Below are 23,935 nucleotides of genomic sequence, written 5' to 3'. Positions count from 1 at the left end.
GGATGACATGAAACCTGACATTCACCCGGCGTACGTGACCACCGAGGTCACCTGCTCCTGTGGCAACACCTTCACCACGCGCAGCACCATCGAGGGCGGCGCCATGCACGCCGAGACCTGCAACGTCTGCCACCCGTTCTACACGGGCAAGCAGCGCATCCTCGACTCCGGCGGGCGCGTGGCGCGCTTCCAGGCCAAGTACGCCAAGGCCCAGGCGGCCAAGAAGGACAAGTAGCTTCGCTCGACGGCACTCGCCTCCCACCATCCGTGGGACGAGTGCCGTCGTCGTTTGTGGACAAGTCCTTTTCCGTTCCCATAATCGAATCGAGTCCGCACCATGAGCGAAGCCACCGACTCCAACCGACTGGCGGTCATGCTGGCCGAGCACTCCGAGCTGGAGAAGCAGCTCGCCGACCCGTCCATTCACGCCGACGCCGGGCTGGCCCGCCGGGTGGGACGCCGCTACGCCGAACTCAACCCGATCGCCGTGGCCAACGCCGAGCTCGAGGCCGCCAAGTCCGACCTGGCCGTCGCCGAGGAGCTCGCCGCCGACGACCCCGAGCTGGCCGCCGAGGCCGAGACGCTGCGCCGCCGCATCCCCGAGATCGAGGAACACCTCGCCGAGCTGCTGCTGCCGCGCGACCCCGACGACTCCCGCGACGTGATCGTGGAGATCAAGGCCGGCGAGGGCGGCGAGGAGTCCGCGCTGTTCGCGGGGGACCTGCTGCGGATGTACCTGCGCTACGCCGAAAAGCACGGCTGGGTCACCGAGGTCGTCGACTCCCAGGACTCCGACATGGGCGGCGTCAAGGACGTGTCCCTGGCGGTCAAGACCAAGGGCAGCCCCGAGGGCGGCCACGGCGTGTGGTCGCGGCTGAAGTTCGAGGGCGGCGTGCACCGCGTGCAGCGGGTGCCGGTCACCGAGTCGCAGGGCCGCATCCACACCTCGGCGGCGGGCGTGCTGGTGCTGCCCGAGGCCGAGGAGGTCGACATCGAGATCAACGCCAACGACCTGCGCATCGACGTCTACCGTTCCTCCGGGCCGGGCGGGCAGTCGGTCAACACCACCGACTCGGCGGTGCGCATCACCCACATCCCCACCGGGGTGGTGGCCTCCTGCCAGAACGAGAAGTCCCAGCTGCAGAACAAGGAACAGGCGATGCGGATCCTGCGCGCCCGGCTGTTGCAGGCCAAGCAGGAGGCGGCCGCGGCGGCCGCGGGCGAGGCCCGCAAGTCGCAGGTGCGCACCGTGGACCGCTCGGAGCGGGTCCGCACCTACAACTTCCCGCAGAACCGCCTCACCGACCACCGCATCGGCTACACCGCGCACAACCTGGACCAGGTGATGACCGGCGAGCTGGACGGCGTCCTGGACGCCCTGGCCACCGCCGAACGCGCCGCGCGCCTGGAGGGCAGCGACGAGGGCCTGAAGCGCGCCTAGGACTTGGCGCGGGAGTCCTTCGCCTCGCGGACCGCGCGGTCGGCGAGGTTGGTGGCGCCGCCCGAATAGTTCACGTTGTCCTTGGTGGGCAACGGGGTCCAGCCGAGGCTCACGGACAGGTCGGCGCCGGGGATCAGCGACTCCCAGTCCTCCTTGTACAGGGCGGCGGTGATGCGCTGGCCGATGTCGCCGGTCTGCTCCAGCGGGGTGCCGTGCAGCACCAGGACGAACTCGTCGGCGCCGTAGCGCGCCACGAAGTCGCCGCGCCGCATGATGCGCATCAGGGCGCCGGCGATGCGTTGCAGCACCGAGTCGCCCGACAGGTGCCCGTAGTTGTTGTTGATGGCGCTGAAGCCGTCCAGGTCCAAGACGCCCAGCACCCCGGGCTCGGCGCGGGCGAACAGGTCGTCCACATAGTCCTGGAGGTGGCGGCGGTTGGGCAGGCCGGTCAGCGGGTCGCTGAGCGCGCGGTCGGCGTAGGTGGCCACGGTGCGGCGCAGGTCCTCGTGGTCGAGCCGCGCGTTCACGCCGTCCACTATCAACCGTCGCAGTTGCTCGGTGACGTGGGCGTGGACGGCGAAGGCCTCGCGGTCGGAGCGCCACGCCGAGGCGAAGTCGTCCTCCGCCAGGTAGCTCAGCGCCTTCAGCCGCGGCGCCTCGGCCACCCCCAGCACCGCCGCGGTCGACGTGGCGCGGGTGAGGCGCTGGCGCGCCTTCTCGGTCTCCCCGGCGGCGATCGCCAGGCAGATCCGCCCGAAGTGCCGCAGGTCGGCGGTCCAGGCGTCGTTGCTGCCCGCCGCCAGGCAGCGGCGCACGTCGATGGCCGAATCGTGCCCCAGCGCCCGCAGCCGGGCCCCGGCGAAACCCAGCCAGGGCAGGTCCATGCGCGCCACCCCGGGCAGCCCGTCTTCGTCCGGACCGACCCGCGAGGCGTTGGACAGCAGCGCCCGCAGCACCCGCACGCACCCGTCGGTGTCGCCGCGGTGGTCCAGCGACAGGCCGTGGCGCACCTGCACCTCCAGCGACGGCAGCTGCCAGGACAGCCCGGCGGCGATGGCGACCTCGCGGGCGCGGGCGGCGGCCTGCGCGGCGTGATCGTGGAAACCGATGTACGAGTAGACGACCGCGAGGTTGTGCCAGGAGATCGCGACCTGCCGCTCCGGCTTCTCCACGCTGGACAGTTCCCGGGTGCTGCGCACCAGGTGCGTCACGCAGCGGTCGACCGAACCCTCGGCGTGCGAGGCGAACGCGGCCAGCGCGTGGAAGTACCCCACGGACACCGCGTCGCCGTGCAGCCGCACCGCGGCGTACGCCCGGTCCACCGTGGTCGTGTATTCCGAGGTGCGCTCCATGTTGACCACGGCGGCCAGGCGCAGCAGCAGGGCCCACAGCCGCTCGTTGTCGTCGGCGGTGTCCTTGACGATCTCGTCGACGGCGATGATCGCCGCGGCCGGCGACCCGTCGTACATGAGCTGGCGGGCAACGCGCAGGCGTTCGGAAATGGCGTCTGTTGTCACACGCTCACCTCGCTGCTTGGGTTGTGTCCGCTCATGGCAGGATGACCCGCCGACGTCACGCGCCGCGGGTCGCACGTGCTGGGGGCACGCGGGCGGCGGTAACGGTGTCTGGAATAAAGCATGCCTTACCGAGTCGGTAAGCGACAGCGCGGTACGGCGAAGATTTCGAAACGAGAGGCCGGACATGGGCGAGGATTGGCGCGGGCTGCTGGCCGCCGCCACCCGCGCGCTCACCGAAGCCGGGGTGTCTTCGCCCAGGGTGGACGCCGAATTGCTGGCCGCCCACGTCGCCGATGTCCCGCGTGGACGGTTGCCGATCGCCGACGATCCGTCCGTCGAGGAGGCCGACGCGTTTCGCCGCCTCGTGACCCGACGCGCCACCCGCGAGCCGCTGCAGTACATCGTGGGCACCGCGCCGTTTTGGCGCGGCGAGCTCGCCGTGGGCCCCGGGGTGTTCGTGCCGCGCTTCGAGACCGAGCTGTTGGTGGAGTGGGCGCTGGAAGCCTTGCGCCCCTTGGCCGAGCCGGTGGTCGCCGACCTGTGCTCCGGCAGCGGAGCCATCGCCCGCGCCGTGGCCGCCGAACGCCCCGACGCCACCGTGTACGCCGTGGAGCGTTACCCCCGCGCCCTGGAATGGTTGCGCCGCAACACCCACGGCACCTCGGTCATCGTTGTGGACGGTGACGCCACCGATCCCGCCACACTGTCCGACCTCGACGGCGCCTGCCACGCCGTGCTGTCCAACCCGCCGTACGTGCCGCGCCGCACCGCCGTGGAGCCCGAGGTCGACGCCGACCCCGACACCGCGGTGTACGGCGGCGACGACGGCCTGGACGTGATCCGCCCGCTGATCGACCGCGCGGCGGCGCTGGCGCGCGGCGGCGGCGTGGTGGCCATCGAGCACGACGACACCCACGGCGAGGCGGTGCCCGCGCTGCTGCGCGAGCGCGGCTTCACCGCCGCTGTCGACCACCGCGACCTGTCGGGGCGGCCGAGGTTTTCCACCGCGCGGCGGCCATTAGCCTTATGCCACGTGAGGCTTTATGACTGCCGCAAGGCCACCGAGCGCGATTCCGCGATAGACGCGGCGGTGTCCGCCGTCAAGGCGGGCGACCTGGTGGTGCTGCCCACCGACACCCTCTACGGCCTCGGCGCCGACGCGTTCAAGTCCTGGGCGATCGAGGCCCTGCTGCGCACCAAGGGCCGCGGCCGCGACATGGCCCCGCCGGTGCTGGTGGGGTCCCGCCGGGCCCTGGACGGCCTGACCATGTCGATTCCCGAGCCGGTCAAGGACCTGGTGGCGGCGTACTGGCCCGGCCCGCTGACCGTCGTCATCGACTACTCGCCCACCCTCGACTGGGACCTGGGCGACACCGGCGGCACCGTCGCGGTGCGGATGCCGCTGCACCCGGTGGCGCTGGAGGTGTTGCGCGAGACGGGTCCCATGGCGGTGTCGTCGGCCAACAAGACGGGCCAGCCGGCCGCGGGCACCGCCGCCGAGGCCAAGGAACAGCTCGGCTACTCCGTCGAGGTGTATCTGGAGGCCGGCCCGCTGCCCGACAACGCGCCCAGCACCATCGTCGACTGCACCGACGGCGTCCCCCGGGTGCTGCGCGAGGGCGCGCTGTCGCTGGAACAGATCCGCCGCATCGCCCCCGACACCGCGGGGCCCGACGACTGATGCCGCCGTTTTCCGTCCTGCACGTCTGCCTGGGCAACATCTGCCGCTCGCCGATGGCCGAGCGGCTCCTGGCGCTGCGGGTCGCCGAGCGCGCCGGGATCGACGCCGATGAGTTGGTGCTGAGCCATTCCAGCGGCATCGGCACCTGGCACACCGGGCAGAGGATGAACGGCCCCGCCGCCCGCGAGCTGCGCTCCCGCGGCGGCAGCGACGCCGGTTTCCGCGCCCGCCACATCGATCGCGGCATGGTCGAGGCCTCCGACGTGATCCTGGTCGCCACCGAAGAGGTCGGCGAGTATGTGACCGAGAACTACCCCGACGCGGCGTCCCGCACCTTCGGGATCCGCCACTTCGGACGGATCGTCGAGGGCCTCGACCTCGCCGAGCTGCCGTCCAGCGACGGCTCGCCCGAGGCGGTGTACGAGCGGGGCGTGGCCCTGGTGGCCCTGGCGGACAAGCACCGCGGCGACGCCGAGCCCGACGACCTCGACGACCCCTGGGGCGGCGGCCGCGCGATCTTCGCCGCCACCGCCGACGACATCGACGCGTCGCTGGCGCCACTGGTGACCGCCCTGCTGAGTTAGCGCCTGTGCCACCATTGACGGCGTGCTGATCGCCAAACTCCGTTACCTGCCCACGCCCCTGATCTCCAGCGGCGTGGCTCTGGTGCTGAGCGCCGCGGTCGCCGGGTTCTTCGTCGACGTCACCTCCGCCATCGGCGCGGCGTCGGGCGTCCTGCTGGTGACCGCCAGCTACACGCTGTCGGTGTTGGTGATCGCCTGGGCCGACTCCATCAACACCCGGCTGGTGTTGCCGTTCGGCGTCTCCACCTATGTGCTCAAGATCATCTGGATCGGGCTCATCATGTCGGTTCTGGCCTCTCACCAGTGGAAAGGCCTGCCCGCCATGGGGATCGGGGTGTTCGTGGGGGTGGCGACCTGGAACGCCGCGCAGATCATCACGGTGGTGCGCAACGGTCCGCAGTCGCGTCGCGCGAAAGCCGGGATGGCCCTTCCGTCCGGTGTGAGGCAGGAGTAATGTGGGTCGCCGTGAGCAAGCGACCCCCCGGCCGCGCGATGGCGGCTGCCCAGGGGGCCAACGCTTTATCTTCCCGAACGACTGATATCGTTCGTCGCGTCATGGACGATGATCAACCCCCACGCCGATCTGAAGACCCCGACCAGAATCCCTCAGGGGCAGATCAAGGCTGGGTGGCCATCGGCTACCTCATCACGGGAATCGTGGTGTGGGGCGGAATCGGCTGGTTGGTCGACGCATGGCTCGATCTCGGCGGCATCGCCATCGGGATCGGATCGGTGATTGGCGTGGCCTGCGGTGTCTATCTCATCGCCCGCAGGCTCGGCGCCTGACGAGAAAGGGAACCGGTGTCTGGACAGGCAGCCCACCTCCTCGCTGAGGAGCACCTTCCATTTCCGCCCAAGGTGGAGGACTTTTACCTGCCCGACTTCTTCACGGGAAGTACCACGACCTTCTGGGCCACCAAGGTCACCACGATGGTCGTCCTGTCGGTGGTCCTGATCGTGGCCTTCTTCCTGTACGCCAACCGCAGGCCGCAGCTCGTGCCCACCAAGCGCCAGTGGATCGCGGAGTCGGTCTACGGTTTCGCGCGCAACAACATCGGCGTCAACCTGATCGGCGAGGAGGGCGTGCGTTACGCCCCCTACCTGGCCACGCTGATGTGCTTCCTCCTGGTGAACAACCTGTGGGGGATCATCCCGCTGTTCCAGCTCTCGCCGATGTCGCACATCGCGTTCCCGGCGTTTCTGGCCCTGATCAGCTGGGTGCTGTTCAACTGGGTGGGCATCCGCAAGCACGGCTTCGCCACCTACATGAAGCACACCCTGATCCCGCCCGCCCCGTGGTTCATCCTGCCGCTGCTCATTCCCATCGAGTTCGTGTCGACCCTGGTGTTCCGCCCGCTGACCCTGGCGCTGCGGCTCTTCGCCAACATGTTCGCCGGCCACGTGATCCTGCTGGTGTTCACCGTGGGTGGATTCGCGATGATCAACGCCAACGGGCTGCTGTTCCCGGTGTCGGTGCTGTCGTGGGCGCTGACCGTGGTGTTGACCCTGCTGGAGGCGTTCATCGGCGTGCTCCAGGCCTACTTGTTCACGGTCCTGACCGCCAGCTACATCCAAGGTGCGCTGGCCGAGGGCCACTAAAGACCCGTCATGAACGTCAACTGTCCCGTGTGGAAGTCACTCGGGCATTACCAGGAGGAAATTCACAATGGATGTTGCCGCTGTGCATGGCAGCCTCAGCGCCATCGGTTACGGCCTTGCCGCGATCGGCCCGGGTATCGGCGTGGGTCTCATCTTCGCCGCCTACATTCAGGCGACCGCGCGTCAGCCCGAGTCGTCGAAGCTGACCAACCCGTACCTGTGGATTGGTTTCGCCGTGGTCGAGGCGCTCGCCCTGCTGGGCATCGCCTTCGGTTTCGTCTTCAAGTAGATAAGCCGATCCCATGAAGCACTTGAGCATTCTGGCTGAAGAAGCGCCGAACCCGATCGTGCCCGTGTGGCAGGAGATCGTCATCGGTGTCATCGCCTTCGCCGTGCTGTGCTTCATCTTGATGAAGTACGTCTTCCCCAAGATGGAGCAGACCTTCCGCGCGAGGGTCGACGCGATCGAGGGCGGCATCAAGCGCGCCGAGGAGACCCAGGCCGAGGCCAACCGTCTGCTGGAGCAGTACAAGCAGCAGTTGACCGAGGCCCGTTCCGAGGCCGCCGGCATCCGCGACGAGGCTCGCGCCGAGGCGATCGCCGCCAAGGACGACATCCTCGCCGAGGCCCGCGAGGAGTCCGACCGCATCATCGCGGCCGGGCGCGACACGCTGGCCGCCTCCCGGCAGCAGCTCCTCACCGAGCTGCGCGGCGAGGTCGGCGAGATCGCCGTCGAGCTGGCCGGTCGGATCGTCGGCGAGTCGCTGGCGGACGAGGCCCGTCGTTCCGGCACCGTCGAACGGTTCCTGACCGATCTGGACGCCGAGTCGGCAGGGTCGCGCTGATGTCCGGCATCGCGCCGCAGGCGACCCAGGCGGGGTTGGACGCGTTGGCGGCCTACGCCAAGCGCGTCAAGCCCGACACGCTGCGCAAGGTCGGCGACGAGATCCTGGCCGTGGGCGAGCTGCTCTCCCGCGAGCCGCGGTTGCGTCGCGCCCTGACCGACCCGGCCCGCGACGCGGGAGACCGCGCTCGACTGACCGAGCAGGTGTTGAACGGCAAGGTCACCGCGGGCACGCTGAAGATCGTGTCCGCGCTGGTCGCCGAGCGCTGGTCGAGCCCCGGCGAGATCCTCACCGGCGTGGAGGTCGTCGGCGTCGACGCGCTGCTGACCGCCGGTGCCGCCGAGGGCGTGCTGGCCGAGGTGGAGGACGAGCTCTTCCGCTTCCAGCGGGTCGTCGAGGGCGACGGGGCGCTGTCGTCGGCGCTGTCCGACGTGACCGTGCCGGTCGCCGACCGCGCCGGCCTGGCGAGTTCGCTGCTGTCGGGCAAGGCCAAGCCGATCACCATCCGGTTGGTCGAGGCCGCCATCGCCGGCTACGGCGGGCGCGGCTTCGACGACGCACTGTCCAAACTGGTGGAAGGTGCCGCCGCCAAGCGCGAGCAGCGCCTCGCCTATGTGACGGTGGCCTCTCCGCTGCCCGAGGAGCAGGAGGCCCGCTTGGCGGGCAGGCTGTCCGAGATATACGGTCAACCCGTGTCCGCCAAGGTCACGGTGGATCCGCAGGTCGTGGGCGGCATCAAGGTCCAGATCGGACACGATCTGTACGACGGCACCGTTGCCAGGCGCCTTTCCGAAGCCCGTAAAGCGTTGGTGGCGCGGCGCTAGCCGTGGCGGATCAACAGTAAGAGAAATCGAGGGACTGACTAAAGATGGCAGAGCTGACCATCTCCTCCGATGAGGTGCGTAGCGCGCTCGACGCCTACGTCTCGTCGTACCGGCCGGAGATCACCCGCGAAGAGGTCGGCGTCGTCACCGAGTGCGGCGACGGCATCGCCATTGTCGAGGGCCTGCCCTCCACAATGTTCAATGAGATCCTGGAGTTCGCCGACGGCACCACCGGCATCGCCCAGAACCTGAACGTCCGCGACATCGGCGTCGTCATCCTGGGTGACTACGCTCGCATCGAAGAGGGCCAGCAGGTCAAGCGCACCGGCAAGGTGTTGTCGGTGCCGGTGGGCGAGAAGTTCCTGGGCCGCGTCGTCGACGCGCTGGGCAACCCCATCGACGAGCTCGGCGACATCGAGGCCGAGGACACCCGCGAGCTGGAACTCCAGGCGCCCAACGTGATGGCGCGCCAGAGCGTCTTCGAGCCGCTGGAGACCGGCATCAAGGCGATCGACTCGATGACCGCGATCGGCCGGGGCCAGCGCCAGCTGATCATCGGCGACCGCAAGACCGGCAAGACCCAGGTCTGCATCGACACGATCATCAACCAGAAGAAGAACTGGGAGTCCGGCGACCCCAAGAAGCAGGTGCGCTGCATCTACGTCGCCATCGGACAGAAGGCGTCCACGATCGCCAGCGTCAAGGGCATGCTCGAGGCCCACGGCGCCATGGACTACACCACCATCGTGGCGTCCCCGGCCTCCGACCCGGCGGGTCTGAAGTACCTGGCTCCCTACACCGGTTCGTCCATCGGACAGCACTGGATGTACCAGGGCAAGCACGTCCTGATCATCTTCGACGACCTGTCCAAGCAGGCCGAGGCGTACCGCGCGATCTCGCTGCTGCTGCGCCGCCCGCCGGGCCGCGAGGCGTTCCCCGGCGACGTGTTCTACCTGCACTCGCGCCTGCTGGAGCGCTGCGCCAAGCTGTCGGACGAGATGGGCGGCGGCTCGATGACGGGTCTGCCGATCATCGAGACCAAGGCCGGCGACATCTCGCAGTTCATCCCCACCAACGTCATCTCGATCACCGACGGCCAGGTCTTCCTGGAGGAGGGCCTGTTCAACTCCGGTGTGCGCCCGGCCATCAACGTCGGCACCTCGGTGTCGCGTGTCGGTAGCGCCGCGCAGCCCAAGGCCATGAGGAAGGTCGCCGGTTCGCTGCGCCTGGACCTGGCCCAGTTCCGCGAGCTGGAGGCGTTCTCCGCCTTCGCCTCGGACCTGGACGCCGCGTCCCGCGCCCAGATGGACCGCGGCCAGCGCATGGTCGAGCTGCTGAAGCAGGGCGTGGCCCAGCCGGTGCCGATGGAGGAGGAATCCGTCGCGCTGTGGGCGGGCACCACCGGCGAACTGGACGACGTCCCGATCGGCGAGATTCGCCGCTTCGAGGGTGAGTTCCTGGGCTACCTGCGGCACCACCACAAGAACGTGCTGGACGCCATCGCCGACAGCGGCAAGCTGGAGGACGACTCGGTGGCCACGCTGAAGTCGGCCATCGACCGCTTCAAGCAGATGTTCCTGGGCGCCGCCGACGAGGTCAACGTCAACGAGGCGCCTGCCGAGGCACTCGAAGGTGACGAGGCGACCGAGTCGGTGCAGCGCGTCGTTCGGAAGGGCTGAGTCATGTCAGCGCAGCTACGTGTGCTGCGGCGCCGGATCAAGGCCACCCAGTCCATCAAGAAGATCACCAAGGCGATGGAACTGGTGGCCACCAGCCGGGTGGCCAAGGCACAGGCCAGAGTGGAGGCGTCGCTGCCGTACGCCAGGGCCATCACGAAGGTGATGACGGCCCTGGCGTCCAACAGCAACATCGACCATCCGCTGTTGAAGCCGCGCGAGAACGCGCGGCGGGCCGGCGTGCTCGTGGTGACCAGCGACAAGGGACAGTGCGGTGGTTACAATGCCAACGCGATCCGCACCGCCGAGCAGCTGATCTCCCGGCTCGCCGAGGAGGGCAAGACTCCGGCGCTGTACGTCACCGGTCGCCGCGGCATCGGGTACTACAAGTTCCGGGGCCGCGCGCTGGCCGGTCAGTGGTCGGGTTTTTCGGACAAACCCTCCTTTGAGGACGCCGCCGAGGTCACCAAGACCCTGTTGGCCGCCTTCGTTTCCGGGGCCGACGATGGGGATGACCACGCCGGTGACGACGGTATTCTCGGCGTGGACGAGCTTCATATCGTGCACACCAAGTTCGTGTCGCTGCTGACCCAGACTCCGCAGGCGCGGCAGCTGGCGCCCATGGAGGTGGAGGAGGTCGAGGCCGGATCCAATCCGGACCTGATCCTCCCGGCGTACGAGTACGAGCCCGAACCCGAAGCGTTGCTGGACGCGCTGCTGCCGAAGTATCTGACGACCAGGGTGTACGCCGCGTTGATCGACGCGTCGGCGGCCGAGTCGGCGGCCCGGCGGCGCGCCATGAAGGCGGCGACGGACAATGCGGAAGACCTGATCAAGACCCTGACCCGGGAACGCAACGGTGCCCGGCAGGCCGAGATCACCCAAGAGATCAGCGAGATCGTCGGCGGCGCGAGTGCGCTGGCCGCGGCGGGAAGTGAGTAAGGAATATGACTACCGCGGTAAGCACTGAGAACGGCCGCGTCGTCCGGGTCATCGGACCCGTCGTCGACGTGGAGTTTCCGCGCAATGCGCTGCCGGAGATCTACTTCGCCCTCAAGGTGGACGTGGAACTGGCCGAGGGCTCCAAGACCCTGACCATGGAGGTCGCCCAGCACCTGGGTGCCAACACCGTCCGGGCGATCTGCATGCAGCCCACCGACGGTCTGGTGCGGGGCACCGAGGTGCGCAACACCGGCGGCGAGATCAAGGTCCCGGTCGGCGACGCCGTCAAGGGCCACGTGTTCAACACGATCGGCGAGTGCCTGAACCTGGAGCCCGGCGAGAAGATCGAGGCCGACGAGTACTGGGAGATCCACCGCAAGGCCCCGGCCTTCGCGACCCTGGAACCCAAGACCGAGATGCTGGAGACCGGCATCAAGGTGCTGGACCTCTTGGCGCCGTACGTGAAGGGCGGAAAGATCGGCCTGTTCGGCGGCGCCGGCGTCGGCAAGACCGTGTTGATCCAGGAGATGGTCATCCGGGTCGCCCAGAACTTCGGTGGCTCGTCGGTCTTCGCGGGCGTCGGTGAGCGCACCCGTGAGGGCAACGACATGATCGCCGAAATGGCCGAGTCCGGCGTCCTGCCGCAGACCGCCCTGGTCTACGGCCAGATGGACGAGCCGCCGGGCACCCGTCTGCGGGTCGCCCTGTCGGCGCTGACCATGGCCGAGTACTTCCGCGACGTGCAGAACCAGGAGGTGCTGTTGTTCATCGACAACATCTTCCGGTTCACCCAGGCCGGTTCCGAGGTCTCGACCCTGCTGGGCCGGATGCCGTCGGCCGTGGGCTACCAGCCCACCCTGGCCGACGAGATGGGCGAGCTGCAGGAGCGGATCACCTCGGTCCGGGGCAAGGCCATCACGTCGATGCAGGCGATCTACGTGCCCGCCGACGACTACACCGACCCGGCGCCGCACACGGCCTTCACCCACCTGGACGCCACCACGAACCTGGAGCGCAAGGTGTCCGACAAGGGCATCTACCCGGCGGTGGACCCGCTGGCGTCGTCCTCCCGGATCCTGGAGGCCGACGTGGTCGGCGACGAGCACTACCGGGTCGCCTCCGAGGTGAAGCGGATCCTGCAGAAGTACAACGAGCTGCAGGACATCATCGCGATCCTCGGCATGGACGAGCTGTCCGAAGAGGACAAGCTGGTCGTGGGCCGCGCCCGCCGCATCGAGCGGTTCCTGTCGCAGAACACCTACGCCGCCAAGCAGTTCACCGGTGTGGACGGCTCGTTCGTCCCGGTGAAGGAGACGGTGGAGGCGTTCCGCAAGATCGCCGAGGGCGAGTACGACCACTTCCCCGAGCAGGCGTTCTTCATGTGCGGTGGTCTGGAAGACCTGCACCGCAAGGAAGAGGAGCTGCGCGCCTCCGCCAAATAGGGCGGCTTGGAGGTGCAGGTCTTCCAGACCTGCACCGCAAGGCCATGCTTCCCAAGAACAAGGGAGCTGCGCGCCTCCGCCAAGTAAGGCGGTCGCCCAAGCGCTGTCACGTAGCCCCGTCCGGCCACTATGGTCGGGCGGGGCTACGTTCGTTGGTGCCGCGGGCGTAGCGTCGGCTTCCATGACGGACCTCCTTGCCGCACAGGCTTCGGCGATCGAGCGCGCGAAGACCGTGCTGCCGCGGGACGAGCGGATTCTCGCGGTGTACCTGATCGGCAGCAACGCCAGCGGGCGCGGCGACGCGTACTCCGACGTCGACCTGCACTGCGTCGTCGCCGACGCCGATGTGGACGGCGGCGTGAGGGATTTCGCGCGGCTCATCGAGTCGATCGCGGGGCCGTTGGTTCACGCCGATCGCATTCCCGGAGTGACGGGGGGACTGGGGATCACGCCGGACTGGCTCCACGTCGACCTGATCTTCCACGGGCTGTCGGAATACGACCCCGACCAGTACGACGCGGTGCTGCCGCTGTTCGACCGCCGCGGGGATGTGTTGCCCGGGCGGCGGATGCCCGACGACACCCCCGGGGAGCCGTACTTTCCGTCCGATGTGGTGAACCTGTTCCTGTACTTCCTCGGCAAGCTCGTCACCGTGCTGGGCCGCGAGGAGTACGTCGTCGCACACAGTGGACTGGCCGTGCGGCGGGATCTGTTGTCGCTGTTGATGTGCGCCGAGCGCGGGGTCCATCGCTCGGGCGGCGCCAAGCGGCTCAACCCCTTCCTGGACGACGAGCGGCGCGCCCGCCTGGAGGCGGTTCCCGCCGCGGGCGCCGACCGCGAGCAGATCCTCGCCGCCGAGCGTTACCTCACCGCCGAGTTCCTGCGGCGGGGGCGGGCGCTGGCGAAGCGGACGGGCGGCGAGTGGCCGTACGCCTTCGAGGAGGCGACCCTGGCACACCTGAGGCGCCATCTCGGCGTCGACTTCGGGTGACCGCAAATGAGCCTTCGCAAAGATACGTTTGCAAATTGGTCTTTGTGGTTGTATGGTCGGGTCATGTCCGAAGCCCCTGACCCGAAACTGGTCCGCCTCGACGCCCGCAACCTGCGCGGCGTCGCCCACCCCATCCGCGTCCGCATGCTCGGCCTGCTGCGCGCCGAGGGCCCCGCCACCGCCACGGGCCTGGCCCAGCGGCTCGGCCTCAACTCGGGCGCCACCAGCTACCACCTGCGCCAGCTCGCCGAGCACGGCTTCATCGTCGAGGACCCCGAGCGCGGCAACGCCCGCGAGCGCTGGTGGAGGGCCGCCCACTGGACCACCATGATGGACAGCCAGTCCACCGTCGGCGACGACCAGGACCTCGGCGGGACCTACCTGCGCTCGGTGGCGCAGGTGTACGCCGACAAGCTGTTGAGCGCCGCCGACGAGCGCGACACGCTGCCCGAGGAGTGGCAGGACGCCTCCACCATGAGCGACTACCTGCTGCGGCTCACCCCCGCCGAGCTCAAGAAGCTCGAGACCGAGGTCGCCGAGCTGTTGAGGCGCTACCGATCGGGTATCGAGACCGACGCCCCCGAGGGAACCGCGCTGGTCAGCTTCCAGTTCCAGGCCTTCCCGCACTCCTCCACCCTCGAGCCGAGAGCCGAGGAGTCATGAGCGCCCCGAAACCCACCCGCCGCGGCCTGATCGCGGTGCTGTCGGCCATGGCCGCGGGCTGGACCAGCGCCCGCCTGCTCGGGCTGGCGCTGCCCTGGTTCGTGTTGACCAGCACGGGAAGCACCGCCGCCACGGGCGCCGTCGTCCTGGCCCAGATGGGCCCGTACGTGGTGGCGCAGCTGTTGAGCGGGCCGATCATCGACCGCATCGGACCCCGCCGGGTCAGCGTGGTCGGCGACATCATCGCCGCGGTCGGCCTGGCGGTGATCCCGGTGCTGCACCTGGCGGGCGTGCTGTCGCTGCCCGTCCTGTTCGTGGCCATCGCGATCGTCGGGGTCTCCGACGGCCCCGCCAACGTCGCCAAGGCGATCTTCATCCCCTCGGTGACGAAGGCCGCGGGCATGCGGCTGGAGCGCGGCACCGGCCTGTCGGGCGCCATCGAGCGCGCCGCCACCACGGTGGGACCCGCCGTCGCCGGCGTGCTGATCGCCGCGGTCGGCGGCGTGTACGCCCTGTGGATCACCGCCGCGCTCACCGCCGTGGCCTCGGCGACCGTCGCGCTGTTCGTCACCAACCCCGAGGTGGAGCCCGAACCCGACAGGCCCACCGGCTACCTCGGCCAGCTCCGCCAGGGCGGCGAATTCCTGCGCAAGGACGGGCTGCTGAGCTCCATCATCGGCATGGTGTTCGTGACCAACCTGCTGGACCAGGCGTGGACCGCGGTGCTGCTTCCCGTGTGGGCCAAGCATTTCGACCACGGACCACAGGCCATCGGCCTGATGATCAGCATCTTCGGCGCCACGTCGGTGATCGCGAGCCTCGCCGCGGCCGCCTGGGGCCATCGGCTGCCGCGGCGGCTGGTGTACATCGTCGGATTCATGCTCGGCGGCGTGCCGCGCTTCATCGTCATGGCCATGGGCGCCCCGCTGTGGGTGGTCGCGCTGGTCTTCGGCGTCGGCGGCCTGGCCTCGGGCTTCCTGAACCCGATCATCGGCGCCGTGCAGTACGAGCGGGTGCCCGCGGCCATGCTGGGCCGGGTGTCGACCCTGACCCGGGCCTTGGCCTGGGCGGGCATTCCCTTCGGCGGCATGGTGGGCAGCGCCGCGGTCGCGGCGGCGGGGATCTCCCCGGCCCTGTTGATCATCGGCGCGGCGTATCTCGTGGTTACCCTGGTTCCGGGCCTGCGCAAGGAATGGGCCCAGATGAACCACGGCGCGGCCGTCCCGAAACAGGCCACCGAGGAACCGGAGCCCGCGCCGGCGACCTGACGTGAGGAGTGATGGCGTCCATGGCAACCGTGACCGTCGTCGTGGCCCTGACCGTGGCGGGCATCTGCACCGCCCTGATGGCGGGGGCGTTCTTCGGCTTCTCCACCGGCGTCATGCCGGGCCTCGACGGCATCGAACCGTCGCAGGCGGTGGCCGCGATGCGCCGCATCAACGACCGCATCCAAAACCCCGGCTTCCTGTCGGCGTTCGTGCTCGCGCCCCTGGCCTCGGTCGTGGCGGGCGGCCTGCTGCTGGCCGCCGGCTCCACCCTCGCCGCGGTGGCCGCGTTCGCCGCCGCCGCGGTGTACGCCCTGGGCGCCTTCGCCACCACCGCCGCCATCAACGTCCCGATGAACCTGGCGCTGGACGCCTCCACGTCCGCCGACGAGGAGACCTGGGCCGCCTACAGCCGCAAGTGGACCCGCTGGAACTCGGTCCGCGGCCTCGCCAGCGTCGTCAGCCTGGTCCTGTTGGGCTGGGCGGTCTACGCCTACGCCGCCGCCTAGCCGCTGGTCACGCCCGAGTCGGTGACGACCCTCGTCCACGGACCGTCGGGCACGTCCTCCTCGTCGGCGAAGCGCCAGTCCACGGTGTCGCTGTCGCCGTTGAGTTCGGCGAAGCCCAGGCACCCGTTGAGGGCGGGCGACACGTCGAGGCCCGCGTTGTTGAAGTGGCGCTGGGCGGGGCGGGCGTCGTGCCGTCCGAACACATAGGACGCGTCGTGGTACTCGTCGTCGTGCGAGGGACCGGCGTCCTCGATCTGGCCGTAGCAGGTCTTTCCGTTGGGCCCCTTGATGGACACCCAGCGGTTCTTCATGAACGAGAACGTCTCATCGCCGCAACGCCCGTCGTATCCCTTGTCGTGGGCCCAGCCGATGACGTCGCAGCGCTTGGCGAAACCCTTGGGGTCGTTGAGATCGTCGTACGGAAGGTCCAGGTAGAAGGGATTCTCGCGCGGCTCGGCGGCGGTGGGGAAGTAATGGTGGGCGGCGGTGCGCTTCTCGGTGACGCAGCGATCCTTCGTCCACACCCCGTCGCAGCCGCCGACCGTGGAGCCCGCGCACCCCGCGGCGTCGTCGGGAAGCTCGCCCCGGTCGATCCCCGACCAGTGGCGGGCCCACTCGTCGTCGTATGTGGAGCACACCTGGCTGCCGTCGGCCAGGTGCGCGTCGAACTGTTCGCCCACCCAGAAGGTGGTGGCCACGATCTGGGTGTGCAGCGGGTAGGCGCGGCCGTGGGTCGCGTCCGACGGCCGGTGGCCGCACGCGGTCAGCAGCAGGGCGACCGCGGCGGCACCGGCGAACACTCGCGGGATCATGCGTCCTTACTTACACCACGTCCCGGCGGCGCAGGACCACGCCACCGATGGCGGCGAATACCAGCAGGTACGCGGCCACCAGGGCCACGGCGTGGCCGGAGGACACGATGTCGCTGTAGCCGGGCGTCGTCTTGGCGACCCCCAGCGCCCCCGCCAGCGACCCGGCATTGGGCCCCGGCAGCCACTTCTGGAGGTCGGCGACCCAGTCCAGGAGGGGCGCGGCGATGCCCGCCAGGAGGTTCTGCACCCCCAGCATCCACACCAGACCCACGCCGATCGGGATGGCGACGCCGCGGGTGGCGATGGCCAGCACGACGCCCGCCATCGTCCACATCATGGCGATCATCCAGCCCGCGCCGAATCCGGTCGCCAGGTCGGCGAGGCTCGGCCAGTCCGCGGCCTTGTCCTCGACGGAGGCGATGATCGCGGTGGACGCGGCGCCGAAGGCGAAGCTGGAACCCACCAGCACGGCGTTGGCGACGGCCAGCGAGGCGAGCTTTCCCGAGTAGACGGTGAGGCGGGACGGCCCCTGCGTGAGCAGGGTCTTCCAGGTGCCCCAACCGTATTCGCCGCCGACGGCCAGGGCGCCGATGATGAGCCCGATGGCGCCGGTGAAGAAGGGCAGCCCGCCGATCGCGATGCCCACCAGGTGGTCGGGCAGCACCGTGTCCAGCATGTGCGCGGTGGCGGGGGAGTCGGAGTCGCCCCGCAGGTAGGCCGTGTACGGCACGGCGTATCCGAAGGTGAGCATCAGGACGACGGCGATGGACAGCATCAGCCAGTTCGCGCCGCGGCGCACCATGGTGTTGAGTTCGGCGACAGTACTAGCCCACATGGCTCAGTTCTCCTTCGGTGAGCTCGAGGAACACTTGCTCCAGATCGCGTTCGCGCCAACGCAACTGGCTGACGGCGATGCCGCAGTTGACCAGCTCGCCGTTCACCCAGGCGGCCTTGTCCGCCTCGACTTCCAGCTCGAGCGCGTCGTCGACGATGTGGACGAACTCGGCGCCGACCAGGTCGCGGGCGGCGCGGGCGGCGTCGTCCAGACTGTCCACGTCGATGCGCAGCCGTTGCCCGCCGCGCAGCTCGGCGACGGTGCTCTCGGCGATCAACCGCCCGTGCGAGATCACGCCGACCCGGTCGCAGACCTGCTGCACCTCGCCCAGCAGGTGGCTGGACAGCACCACGGTGCAGCCCTCGGTGCCCAGCTGCCGGATCAGCATCCGCATGTCGGCCATGCCCGCGGGGTCCAGCCCGTTGGTGGGCTCGTCCAGAATCAGCAGTTGCGGCTCCTTCAACAGCGCCGCCGCCACCCCGAGCCGCTGCTTCATGCCCAGCGAGTACGTCGAGTAGCGGTCGCCCGCGCGGTTTTCCAGGTCGACCATGCCCAGCACCTCGGCGACCCGCGTCTTCGGGACGCCCGCGTAGCGCGCCAGCACCCGCAGGTTCGTGCCGCCGGACAGGTGCGGATAGAAGGCGGGCCCCTCGATGAGCGCGCCCACCCTCGCCAGGTGGTCGGCGGTGCCGGGCGCGCGGCCCAGCACCCGCACCGACCCCGAGGTGGAGCGGATCAGGCCCAGCAGCATGCGCAGCGTGGTGGTCTTGCCCGCCCCGTTGGGCCCGAGGAATCCGTAGATCTCGCCGGGCTCCACCGTGAGGTTCAGTTTGTCGACGGCGACGATGTCGCCGTAGCGTTTCGTGAGTTCCCGCGTCCGGACCGGAGGCGGGTTGTGGTTGTTTTCCATGCCCTTAGGGTTTCCAAAAGTGGTCGGCGGCACATCGCCTCGTCGGAGGCTTCCCGCGTACCGCCCCGGGGGTAGGAACGGCCCGGTCCGGCGACGGGGGATGTACGCCGCGCCGAGGGCCGCGCGAATGCCGGCGACGGTTCGCCGACGCCGCCTAGGCTCCGCCCATGGGGAAGATCCGTAATGGACTGTCGATCGTGCTGGTGATTCTGGCCGCTGTCGTCGCGACGCCCGCGGTGGTGCTGGTGTGGGCCGACGACACCGTCGTCGATCGCGACGAATACCTGGCGACCGTGACCCCGCTGCTGGACGAACCCGCGGTGCGCCATCAGATCGCGAACGCGCTCACCTCGGCGATCACCGCGCGCCTCGACGTCGACGACGCCGTCGACCGGGTCACCGAGGGCATGAAACCCCGCCAGGCCAAGGCGATGAAGGCGCTGGCCGTCCCCCTGAAGTCCTCACTGGACGAGTTCGTCGCCGACACCGTGAACGACTTCGTCGACAGCGACGCGGGCCGCCGCGCCTGGGTGGAGATCAACACCGTCGCCCACCAGGCGCTGATGGCGATCCTGCGCGGCGACCACGACGGCATGGTCAGCGTCGACAACGACACGATCAACGTCGACCTGAAGCCCGTCATCGCGCAGGTGAAGAAGCGGCTGAGGGCCGCGGGCCTCAAGCAGGACATCTCGATCCCCGACGACAGGACGACGCTGGCGGTGTACTCGTCTCAGAAGCTGTCCGACGCGCGCGGCTACTACGACACCTTCAACGTGCTGCGGATCGTGCTGCCTATCGTGGCGCTGGTGCTCCTGGCCGCCGGGGTCATCCTGGCGCGCAACCGAAGGCTCGTCGTCATCGTCGCCGGGGCCGCCCTGGTGGTGGCGATGGCGGCGGTGCTGATCGGCACCTGGTACGGGCGGTCGCAAGTGGACAAGGGGACGGCGTACTACGACGCGTTCGCCGCCCCGCTGCACACCTACCTGTACTGGATGGCGGGCATCGGGGCGGCGATGATCGTGATTCCGTTGGTGATCGGCCTGGCGCGGCGGCGTACCGCTCAGGCCGCCTCGACCTGAGCCGCGCCGTGCCGCGCGCCGGTCCACCAGGTGGCCGCCGCGGCGATCGCCACCACGACGGCGATCCCGGTGAAGATCCCGCCGAGGCCCGACGCGGCCGCGGCGCCCACCAGCGGCGGGGTGACGCTGGCGCCCACCATGAGCATCGCGGTGAACAGCGACAGCGCCGAGCCGCGCTGCGCGCCGGAGCGGGCGGCGATGGTCTCGTTGATGGCCGGCGCCGCCGCCGACACGCCCAGCGTGTACGCCAGCAGCAGGAACACCAGTCCGACCTCGCCGGGCTGCAACAGCGCCACGGCCGCGGCGGCGATCGCCGACACCAGGGTCGCGGCGGCGGCCCGGTGGTGGGAGGCGAAGCGCGACAACCACGTGGCGACCAGCGGCACCGCGACGATCGCGGGCAGCACGGCGACCCGCAGCACCAGCAGCTGCCCGTTCGATATGCCGCCGGTGATCTGCAGCGCGGTGTACACCGCGACGAACCCGCCCAGCGCGGTCAGGGTCACCGCGTACAGCGGGGCCAGGTCGCGCCGCACCAGCAGCCGGGGCAGCGCCAGGTACGTCTCGCGCAGCCCGCGTCCGTCCGGGGCGGCGGGGTCGCCGATCAACAGCACCCGCAGCGCCACCGCGGCGACGGCCAGGGCGATCGCGCTGCCAATGTAGACCGACCGCCACCCCATCGCCTGGTTGAGCAGCTGCCCGGTGGCCTGCCCGAACACCGCCGCCGCCAGCGCCCCGCTCACCACGGTGCTCAGCGCCAGGGCGCGGCGCCGCGGCGGCACCGTCGAGGCTATGTTGACGAACGCGGCGGGCGCGAACACCGCGGCGGTGAAGCCCTGCAGGCCGCGCAGCGCCACGCCGATCTCCAGGCCGCCGGCGGCGGCCACCGCCAGGGTGGCCACGGCGGTGGCGGCGGTGCCGTACACCAGCATCGCGCGCCGATCGACTCGGTCGGTCAGCGGCCCCAGCAGCACGAACCCCGCCGTGTACCCCATGGCGATGGAGCTGGACAGCCAGGTCAGCTGCGCCGCCGACACGTCCCACTGCTTCGACAGGGTCGAAAACAGCGGGATGACGTTGTAGATCTGCGCGTTGATCAGCACGATCGTCGCGGTCAGGACCGCCAGGGTGCGGGGGAGCCTCGCGCGCTTGGGGGCGAGTTCCGGGGCGGCGGTGTCGCGTTCGTCGGTCATAGTCATGCCCGACACGCTACCCAACCAACCAGTTGATCGTCAACCAACCGGTTGGACGCTATGCTGTAACCATGGCAACAGACACCAAGGAGGCCCTCAAGGCGGCCGCCCGCGACGAGTTCGCCGAACACGGCATCGCCGGCGCCCGCGTCGACCGCATCGCCAAGGCGGCGGGCGTCAACAAGGAGCGCATCTACGGCTACTTCGGCAGCAAGCAGGCCCTGTTCGACGTCGTGGTCGAGGAGTCCATGACCCAGCTCGCCGAATCCATCCGTCTGCTAGAGACGGACCCCGCCGAGTTCGTCGCCAAGCACTACGACTTCTACCGCGACAACCCCCAGGTGCTGCGCCTCGTCCTGTGGGAGGCCCTCAGCTACCGCGACGGCGACCTCCCCGGCACCGAAAGACGCCGCGAGATGTGCCGCAGCAAGCTCGATGCCTTCGCCAAGGGCCTCGGCGCGCAACCCTCCCGCGAACTCGCCCAGCAGATGTTCAGCCTGATCGGCATGGCCCTGATGCCCGCCGCCATGCCCCAGCTCGCCCGCCTCCTCGTCGGCGACGACGCCGACGAGGGAATGCGCGAACACCTGATGGGCTTCGCCCGTAACGCCATCAACGGCGCGCACCCGCACTGAGCCGACCCCGCCTCCCGCCGCGCCGCCTCCAACCCCGCCCCCGCGTGCGGCATCCGCCACCCCTGCGCCAACCGCGACCCATACACATTCCGCCCGCCCCCAAAAAACTCACAGAACTTCATGATCAACGGATCCCACCCCACGGGATCCACATGATCGGTCCCCGGCAACACCAACCTCTCCTCCACATGCGCCTTCACCACCCGCACATGAAACGCGGTCGCATTCACCCCATCCCCGACCGCGCTATGGCTCTCCACCCGACACTCCAACTGCACGGGACACTCCGCCACCCGAGCCACACCCACCACATCGGACTCCTGCGCCGTCAGCCCCGCATGCCCGAACTTGTCCGCCACAAACCGATACCCCTGCTCCACCCGATACGGCGAGATCTCGCTCTTCCCGGTCGTCAATGCCAAACGATCCACAATGTCCACCATGTCGGACGACGGCAGGTTCAACACACACTCCCGCTCCCGCCGCAGGTTCGCGCTGGTCTGGCTGCTGTCACCCATCCCCAACACCGCCAGATCACCCAGCCACCACGCCGACGACATCGGCGCGACGTTGACACCGCCATCGGGGTTGCGCGAACTGATCAACACCACGGGCGTGCCGAAGTACATGACCTTGAGGTCGGGGCTGATGTGCATCGTGATTCCTCCGCGATCGTCTGCTCGGCTATCGACTGTGCTTGGCGCGCGTCGCGAATGCTGGCAGGTTCTCGACGGGAGGTTGGGAGCACGAAGGCGGCCGCGAGAACGAGAAACGTCTGCTTGAGCGTTCATGGCGCGGTGTCACGCAAGGCGCTTGACGTTCCAGAATGTCTTCTGACTCAGGGCCTCCCGCCCCATCCATCGGGGACTTGCATAGGCGAAGGGGCGTCCTCGACGGTCGCCGGGCAAGGCAGCGCCCCCATCCGGTTCGTGATGTTCGACTTTCGGTTCCGAAGATTGATGTACGGGCACACCAGACCCCGGCGTGAGCCCGTGCGGCAGGCGGGCGCCTCAGTCGTTTGATCGGCACGTCCGAGGTACCAGCTGGCCGACCGTGAGCTGTGTGGCACGGTGGGTGGATGGCCAACCGTCTGGCGAGCAGCACGTCGCCGTACCTTCAGCAGCACGCCGACAATCCCGTGGACTGGCATGTCTGGGGCGACGAGGCGCTGGAGGAGGCGCGGCGGCGGGATGTGCCGTTGTTCATCTCGGTGGGGTATGCCGCCTGTCATTGGTGCCATGTGATGGCGCATGAGTCCTTTGAGGATGACGAGGTGGCGCGGTTGGTGAACGAGGTGAGCGTGCCGGTGAAGGTGGATCGGGAGGAACGGCCCGATGTGGACGCCGTGTATATGGAGGCGACGCAGGCGATGACGGGGCAGGGCGGGTGGCCGATGAGCGTGTTCGCCACGCCCGAGGGGGTGCCGTTTTTCGCGGGGACGTATTTTCCGCGTGAGCATTTCGTGCGGTTGGTGGAGGCCGTGGGGGAGGCGTGGCGGGAGCGACGGGAAGACGTTGTGGCGCAGGGTAATGCCGTGGTGGAGGCGTGTGCGGCGGCGGGGCCGCCGTTGGCGGAGGTGACCGTGGCGTGTCCGATCGGGGGGCCGTGTCCGCCCGTGTCGCCCGTGGGGGAGGACGTCTTGGATGCCGCGGCCGCGGCGATCGTTCGGGCGCATGACGGGCGCAACGGGGGTTTTGGTGGCGCGCCGAAGTTTCCGACGCAGCCCGCGTTGGGGTTCTTGTTGGAACATTGTGGACGCACTGGGGAGAGGGACGGGCTGGATGTGGTGCGGCGCAGCGCCGAGGCGATGGCGCGGGGCGGGATCTACGACCAGTTGGGCGGGGGTTTCGCGCGGTACAGCGTGGATGCCACGTGGACCGTGCCGCACTTCGAGAAGATGTTGTACGACAACGCTTTGCTGCTGGACACGTACAGCGTTCTGGATACGGTGGTGCCGAATGTGTTGTGGCGCAGGGTGTGTGACGAGACGGTCGGGTTCTTGACGCGGGAGTTGCGTACGGCCGAGGGTGGTTTCGCGTCGGCGTTGGACGCCGACACCGAGGGGGTGGAGGGCGCGACGTATGTGTGGACGCCGACGCAGCTGCGCGAGGTCTTGGGGGACGGCGACGGGGAGTGGGCTCGGGGGGTGTTCGCGGTGTCGGACGCGGGGACGTTCGAGCACGGGACGAGCGTGTTGCGGCTTCCCGAAGAGCCGCAGGACATGGAGTGGTTCGCGGACGTGAGGCGGCGGTTGTTGGCGGCGCGGGACGAACGGCCGCAGCCGCAGCGCGACGACAAGGTGGTCGCGGCGTGGAACGGGTTGGCGATCCTGGGGTTGTGTGGGTACGCGAAGCGCAGGGGGCTCGGGGGAGCCGGTGTGGCGCGGGGAGAAGTCGCGGCGGGGCGGCTGTTGGCCGACGTGCACGTGGTGGATGGTCGGCTGCGGCGGGTGTCGCGGGACGGGGTGGCGGGGGAGGCCGCCGGGGTGT

General features: G+C 69.3%; 25 protein-coding genes and 1 pseudogene. 20 read left to right on the top strand and 6 right to left on the bottom strand.

Going from position 1 to position 23,935, the window contains the following annotated elements:
* Positions 1 to 7 precede the first annotated feature (7 nt).
* Both rpmE and prfA read left to right on the top strand, forming a co-directional pair.
* Positions 8 to 235: a 50S ribosomal protein L31 gene (rpmE, locus tag VE172_RS10360; RefSeq protein WP_324800825.1), complete on the top strand. Its 228-nt coding sequence runs from the start codon at positions 8 to 10 to the stop codon at positions 233 to 235.
* A 102-nt stretch (positions 236 to 337) separates the two neighbouring features.
* The gene (gene prfA / locus VE172_RS10355; protein ID WP_324800822.1) at positions 338 to 1,441 is read left to right on the top strand and encodes a peptide chain release factor 1; all 1,104 of its coding nucleotides are present in this window, start codon (positions 338 to 340) and stop codon (positions 1,439 to 1,441) included.
* On the opposite strand, the gene VE172_RS10350 is transcribed toward prfA, so the two are convergent.
* Positions 1,438 to 2,958 carry a GGDEF domain-containing protein gene (locus tag VE172_RS10350; protein ID WP_324800820.1) on the bottom strand — a complete coding sequence of 507 codons (1,521 nt, stop codon included), beginning with the start codon at positions 2,956 to 2,958 and terminating at the stop codon, positions 1,438 to 1,440. The genes prfA and VE172_RS10350 overlap by 4 nt on opposite strands.
* On the opposite strand from VE172_RS10350, the gene prmC reads away from it, so the two are divergent.
* The 15 genes from prmC (at position 2,879) to VE172_RS10275 (ending at position 15,979) form a co-directional block, all read left to right on the top strand.
* Positions 2,879 to 4,639, top strand: a complete 1,761-nt coding sequence (gene prmC, locus VE172_RS25695; RefSeq protein WP_414715086.1) for a peptide chain release factor N(5)-glutamine methyltransferase — start codon at positions 2,879 to 2,881, stop codon at positions 4,637 to 4,639. The two genes, VE172_RS10350 and prmC, sit on opposite strands and share 80 nt — an antisense overlap.
* Positions 4,639 to 5,223, top strand: a complete 585-nt coding sequence (locus tag VE172_RS10340) for an arsenate reductase/protein-tyrosine-phosphatase family protein (RefSeq protein WP_324800816.1) — start codon at positions 4,639 to 4,641, stop codon at positions 5,221 to 5,223. Before prmC ends, VE172_RS10340 begins: the two co-directional genes overlap by 1 nt.
* 22 nt (positions 5,224 to 5,245) lie before the next feature.
* A complete protein-coding gene (locus VE172_RS10335) occupies positions 5,246 to 5,677 on the top strand; it encodes a hypothetical protein (RefSeq protein WP_324800814.1) in 432 nt (143 codons plus the stop codon).
* Between the two features lie 11 nt (positions 5,678 to 5,688).
* A complete protein-coding gene (locus tag VE172_RS10330; protein ID WP_324800812.1) occupies positions 5,689 to 6,009 on the top strand; it encodes an AtpZ/AtpI family protein in 321 nt (106 codons plus the stop codon).
* 15 nt (positions 6,010 to 6,024) lie between these two features.
* Complete coding sequence (gene atpB, locus VE172_RS10325; RefSeq protein ID WP_349258327.1) at positions 6,025 to 6,822, top strand: F0F1 ATP synthase subunit A; 798 nt, start codon at positions 6,025 to 6,027, stop codon at positions 6,820 to 6,822.
* Positions 6,823 to 6,889: 67 nt separating this feature from the next.
* Positions 6,890 to 7,111: an ATP synthase subunit c family protein gene (locus VE172_RS10320; protein WP_324800807.1), complete on the top strand. Its 222-nt coding sequence runs from the start codon at positions 6,890 to 6,892 to the stop codon at positions 7,109 to 7,111.
* A 13-nt stretch (positions 7,112 to 7,124) separates the two neighbouring features.
* A complete protein-coding gene (locus VE172_RS10315; RefSeq protein ID WP_324800804.1) occupies positions 7,125 to 7,667 on the top strand; it encodes a F0F1 ATP synthase subunit B in 543 nt (180 codons plus the stop codon).
* Positions 7,664 to 8,491, top strand: a complete 828-nt coding sequence (locus tag VE172_RS10310; protein WP_414715087.1) for a F0F1 ATP synthase subunit delta — start codon at positions 7,664 to 7,666, stop codon at positions 8,489 to 8,491. Before VE172_RS10315 ends, VE172_RS10310 begins: the two co-directional genes overlap by 4 nt.
* Before the next feature lie 44 nt (positions 8,492 to 8,535).
* Positions 8,536 to 10,170 carry a F0F1 ATP synthase subunit alpha gene (atpA, locus tag VE172_RS10305; protein WP_324800799.1) on the top strand — a complete coding sequence of 545 codons (1,635 nt, stop codon included), beginning with the start codon at positions 8,536 to 8,538 and terminating at the stop codon, positions 10,168 to 10,170.
* Between the two features lie 3 nt (positions 10,171 to 10,173).
* Positions 10,174 to 11,109: a F0F1 ATP synthase subunit gamma gene (locus VE172_RS10300; protein ID WP_324800797.1), complete on the top strand. Its 936-nt coding sequence runs from the start codon at positions 10,174 to 10,176 to the stop codon at positions 11,107 to 11,109.
* Between the two features lie 5 nt (positions 11,110 to 11,114).
* Positions 11,115 to 12,551 carry a F0F1 ATP synthase subunit beta gene (gene atpD, locus VE172_RS10295; protein WP_324800794.1) on the top strand — a complete coding sequence of 479 codons (1,437 nt, stop codon included), beginning with the start codon at positions 11,115 to 11,117 and terminating at the stop codon, positions 12,549 to 12,551.
* A gap of 181 nt (positions 12,552 to 12,732) precedes the next feature.
* Entirely contained in the window at positions 12,733 to 13,542 is an 810-nt protein-coding gene (locus VE172_RS10290; RefSeq protein WP_324800789.1) for a hypothetical protein, read from the top strand.
* 63 nt (positions 13,543 to 13,605) lie between these two features.
* Positions 13,606 to 14,205: a helix-turn-helix domain-containing protein gene (locus VE172_RS10285; protein WP_324800786.1), complete on the top strand. Its 600-nt coding sequence runs from the start codon at positions 13,606 to 13,608 to the stop codon at positions 14,203 to 14,205.
* The gene (locus tag VE172_RS10280; protein ID WP_324800784.1) at positions 14,202 to 15,473 is read left to right on the top strand and encodes an MFS transporter; all 1,272 of its coding nucleotides are present in this window, start codon (positions 14,202 to 14,204) and stop codon (positions 15,471 to 15,473) included. Before VE172_RS10285 ends, VE172_RS10280 begins: the two co-directional genes overlap by 4 nt.
* Before the next feature lie 20 nt (positions 15,474 to 15,493).
* Positions 15,494 to 15,979 (top strand): anthrone oxygenase family protein, encoded by a 486-nt coding sequence (locus VE172_RS10275; protein WP_324800782.1) that lies wholly within the window; start codon positions 15,494 to 15,496, stop codon positions 15,977 to 15,979.
* On the opposite strand, the gene VE172_RS10270 is transcribed toward VE172_RS10275, so the two are convergent.
* From VE172_RS10270 to VE172_RS10260, 3 genes are read right to left on the bottom strand one after another with little or no spacing between them, the layout of a single operon-like run.
* Complete coding sequence (locus VE172_RS10270) at positions 15,976 to 16,791, bottom strand: hypothetical protein (RefSeq protein ID WP_324800779.1); 816 nt, start codon at positions 16,789 to 16,791, stop codon at positions 15,976 to 15,978. The genes VE172_RS10275 and VE172_RS10270 overlap by 4 nt on opposite strands.
* A 10-nt stretch (positions 16,792 to 16,801) precedes the next feature.
* Positions 16,802 to 17,626 (bottom strand): ABC transporter permease, encoded by an 825-nt coding sequence (locus VE172_RS10265; RefSeq protein ID WP_324800776.1) that lies wholly within the window; start codon positions 17,624 to 17,626, stop codon positions 16,802 to 16,804.
* Entirely contained in the window at positions 17,616 to 18,536 is a 921-nt protein-coding gene (locus tag VE172_RS10260) for an ABC transporter ATP-binding protein (protein WP_324800774.1), read from the bottom strand. The genes VE172_RS10265 and VE172_RS10260 overlap by 11 nt, the downstream gene beginning before the upstream one ends.
* Positions 18,537 to 18,703: 167 nt before the next feature.
* Here VE172_RS10260 and VE172_RS10255 point away from each other — a divergent pair, with 167 nt between their 5' ends.
* Positions 18,704 to 19,618 (top strand): hypothetical protein, encoded by a 915-nt coding sequence (locus VE172_RS10255; protein ID WP_324800771.1) that lies wholly within the window; start codon positions 18,704 to 18,706, stop codon positions 19,616 to 19,618.
* On the opposite strand, the gene VE172_RS10250 is transcribed toward VE172_RS10255, so the two are convergent.
* Positions 19,600 to 20,817 carry an MFS transporter gene (locus VE172_RS10250; protein ID WP_324800768.1) on the bottom strand — a complete coding sequence of 406 codons (1,218 nt, stop codon included), beginning with the start codon at positions 20,815 to 20,817 and terminating at the stop codon, positions 19,600 to 19,602. The genes VE172_RS10255 and VE172_RS10250 overlap by 19 nt on opposite strands.
* Positions 20,818 to 20,882: 65 nt before the next feature.
* Here VE172_RS10250 and VE172_RS10245 point away from each other — a divergent pair, with 65 nt between their 5' ends.
* Positions 20,883 to 21,446 (top strand): TetR/AcrR family transcriptional regulator, encoded by a 564-nt coding sequence (locus VE172_RS10245; protein ID WP_324800765.1) that lies wholly within the window; start codon positions 20,883 to 20,885, stop codon positions 21,444 to 21,446.
* Positions 21,447 to 21,490: 44 nt separating this feature from the next.
* Here VE172_RS10245 and VE172_RS25415 read toward each other — a convergent pair.
* Positions 21,491 to 22,102: pseudogene (locus VE172_RS25415) on the bottom strand (flavin reductase family protein); the annotation flags it as partial.
* Between the two features lie 422 nt (positions 22,103 to 22,524).
* Here VE172_RS25415 and VE172_RS10240 point away from each other — a divergent pair.
* Positions 22,525 to 23,935, top strand: a 1,411-nt coding sequence (locus VE172_RS10240; protein WP_324800762.1) for a thioredoxin domain-containing protein, incomplete at its 3' end; no start/stop codon positions are given.

This window comes from Stackebrandtia sp. (genome assembly GCF_035643755.1).
Lineage (GTDB): Bacteria > Actinomycetota > Actinomycetes > Mycobacteriales > Micromonosporaceae > Stackebrandtia.
This window is presented reverse-complemented; position numbering and strand designations above follow the sequence as displayed.

What these genes read in the sequence shown, in the direction of transcription:
- rpmE (WP_324800825.1), top strand. Translation starts at nt 8, where the DNA reads ATGAAACCTGACATTCACCCGGCGTACGTGACCACCGAGGTCACCTGC.
- prfA (WP_324800822.1), top strand. Translation starts at nt 338, where the DNA reads ATGAGCGAAGCCACCGACTCCAACCGACTGGCGGTCATGCTGGCCGAG.
- prmC (WP_414715086.1), top strand. Translation starts at nt 2,879, where the DNA reads ATGATCGCCGCGGCCGGCGACCCGTCGTACATGAGCTGGCGGGCAACG.
- VE172_RS10340 (WP_324800816.1), top strand. Translation starts at nt 4,639, where the DNA reads ATGCCGCCGTTTTCCGTCCTGCACGTCTGCCTGGGCAACATCTGCCGC.
- VE172_RS10320 (WP_324800807.1), top strand. Translation starts at nt 6,890, where the DNA reads ATGGATGTTGCCGCTGTGCATGGCAGCCTCAGCGCCATCGGTTACGGC.
- VE172_RS10315 (WP_324800804.1), top strand. Translation starts at nt 7,125, where the DNA reads ATGAAGCACTTGAGCATTCTGGCTGAAGAAGCGCCGAACCCGATCGTG.
- atpA (WP_324800799.1), top strand. Translation starts at nt 8,536, where the DNA reads ATGGCAGAGCTGACCATCTCCTCCGATGAGGTGCGTAGCGCGCTCGAC.
- VE172_RS10300 (WP_324800797.1), top strand. Translation starts at nt 10,174, where the DNA reads ATGTCAGCGCAGCTACGTGTGCTGCGGCGCCGGATCAAGGCCACCCAG.
- atpD (WP_324800794.1), top strand. Translation starts at nt 11,115, where the DNA reads ATGACTACCGCGGTAAGCACTGAGAACGGCCGCGTCGTCCGGGTCATC.
- VE172_RS10290 (WP_324800789.1), top strand. Translation starts at nt 12,733, where the DNA reads ATGACGGACCTCCTTGCCGCACAGGCTTCGGCGATCGAGCGCGCGAAG.
- VE172_RS10285 (WP_324800786.1), top strand. Translation starts at nt 13,606, where the DNA reads ATGTCCGAAGCCCCTGACCCGAAACTGGTCCGCCTCGACGCCCGCAAC.
- VE172_RS10280 (WP_324800784.1), top strand. Translation starts at nt 14,202, where the DNA reads ATGAGCGCCCCGAAACCCACCCGCCGCGGCCTGATCGCGGTGCTGTCG.
- VE172_RS10275 (WP_324800782.1), top strand. Translation starts at nt 15,494, where the DNA reads ATGGCAACCGTGACCGTCGTCGTGGCCCTGACCGTGGCGGGCATCTGC.
- VE172_RS10270 (WP_324800779.1), bottom strand. Translation starts at nt 16,791, where the DNA reads ATGATCCCGCGAGTGTTCGCCGGTGCCGCCGCGGTCGCCCTGCTGCTG.
- VE172_RS10265 (WP_324800776.1), bottom strand. Translation starts at nt 17,626, where the DNA reads ATGTGGGCTAGTACTGTCGCCGAACTCAACACCATGGTGCGCCGCGGC.
- VE172_RS10260 (WP_324800774.1), bottom strand. Translation starts at nt 18,536, where the DNA reads ATGGAAAACAACCACAACCCGCCTCCGGTCCGGACGCGGGAACTCACG.
- VE172_RS10255 (WP_324800771.1), top strand. Translation starts at nt 18,704, where the DNA reads ATGGGGAAGATCCGTAATGGACTGTCGATCGTGCTGGTGATTCTGGCC.
- VE172_RS10250 (WP_324800768.1), bottom strand. Translation starts at nt 20,817, where the DNA reads ATGACTATGACCGACGAACGCGACACCGCCGCCCCGGAACTCGCCCCC.
- VE172_RS10245 (WP_324800765.1), top strand. Translation starts at nt 20,883, where the DNA reads ATGGCAACAGACACCAAGGAGGCCCTCAAGGCGGCCGCCCGCGACGAG.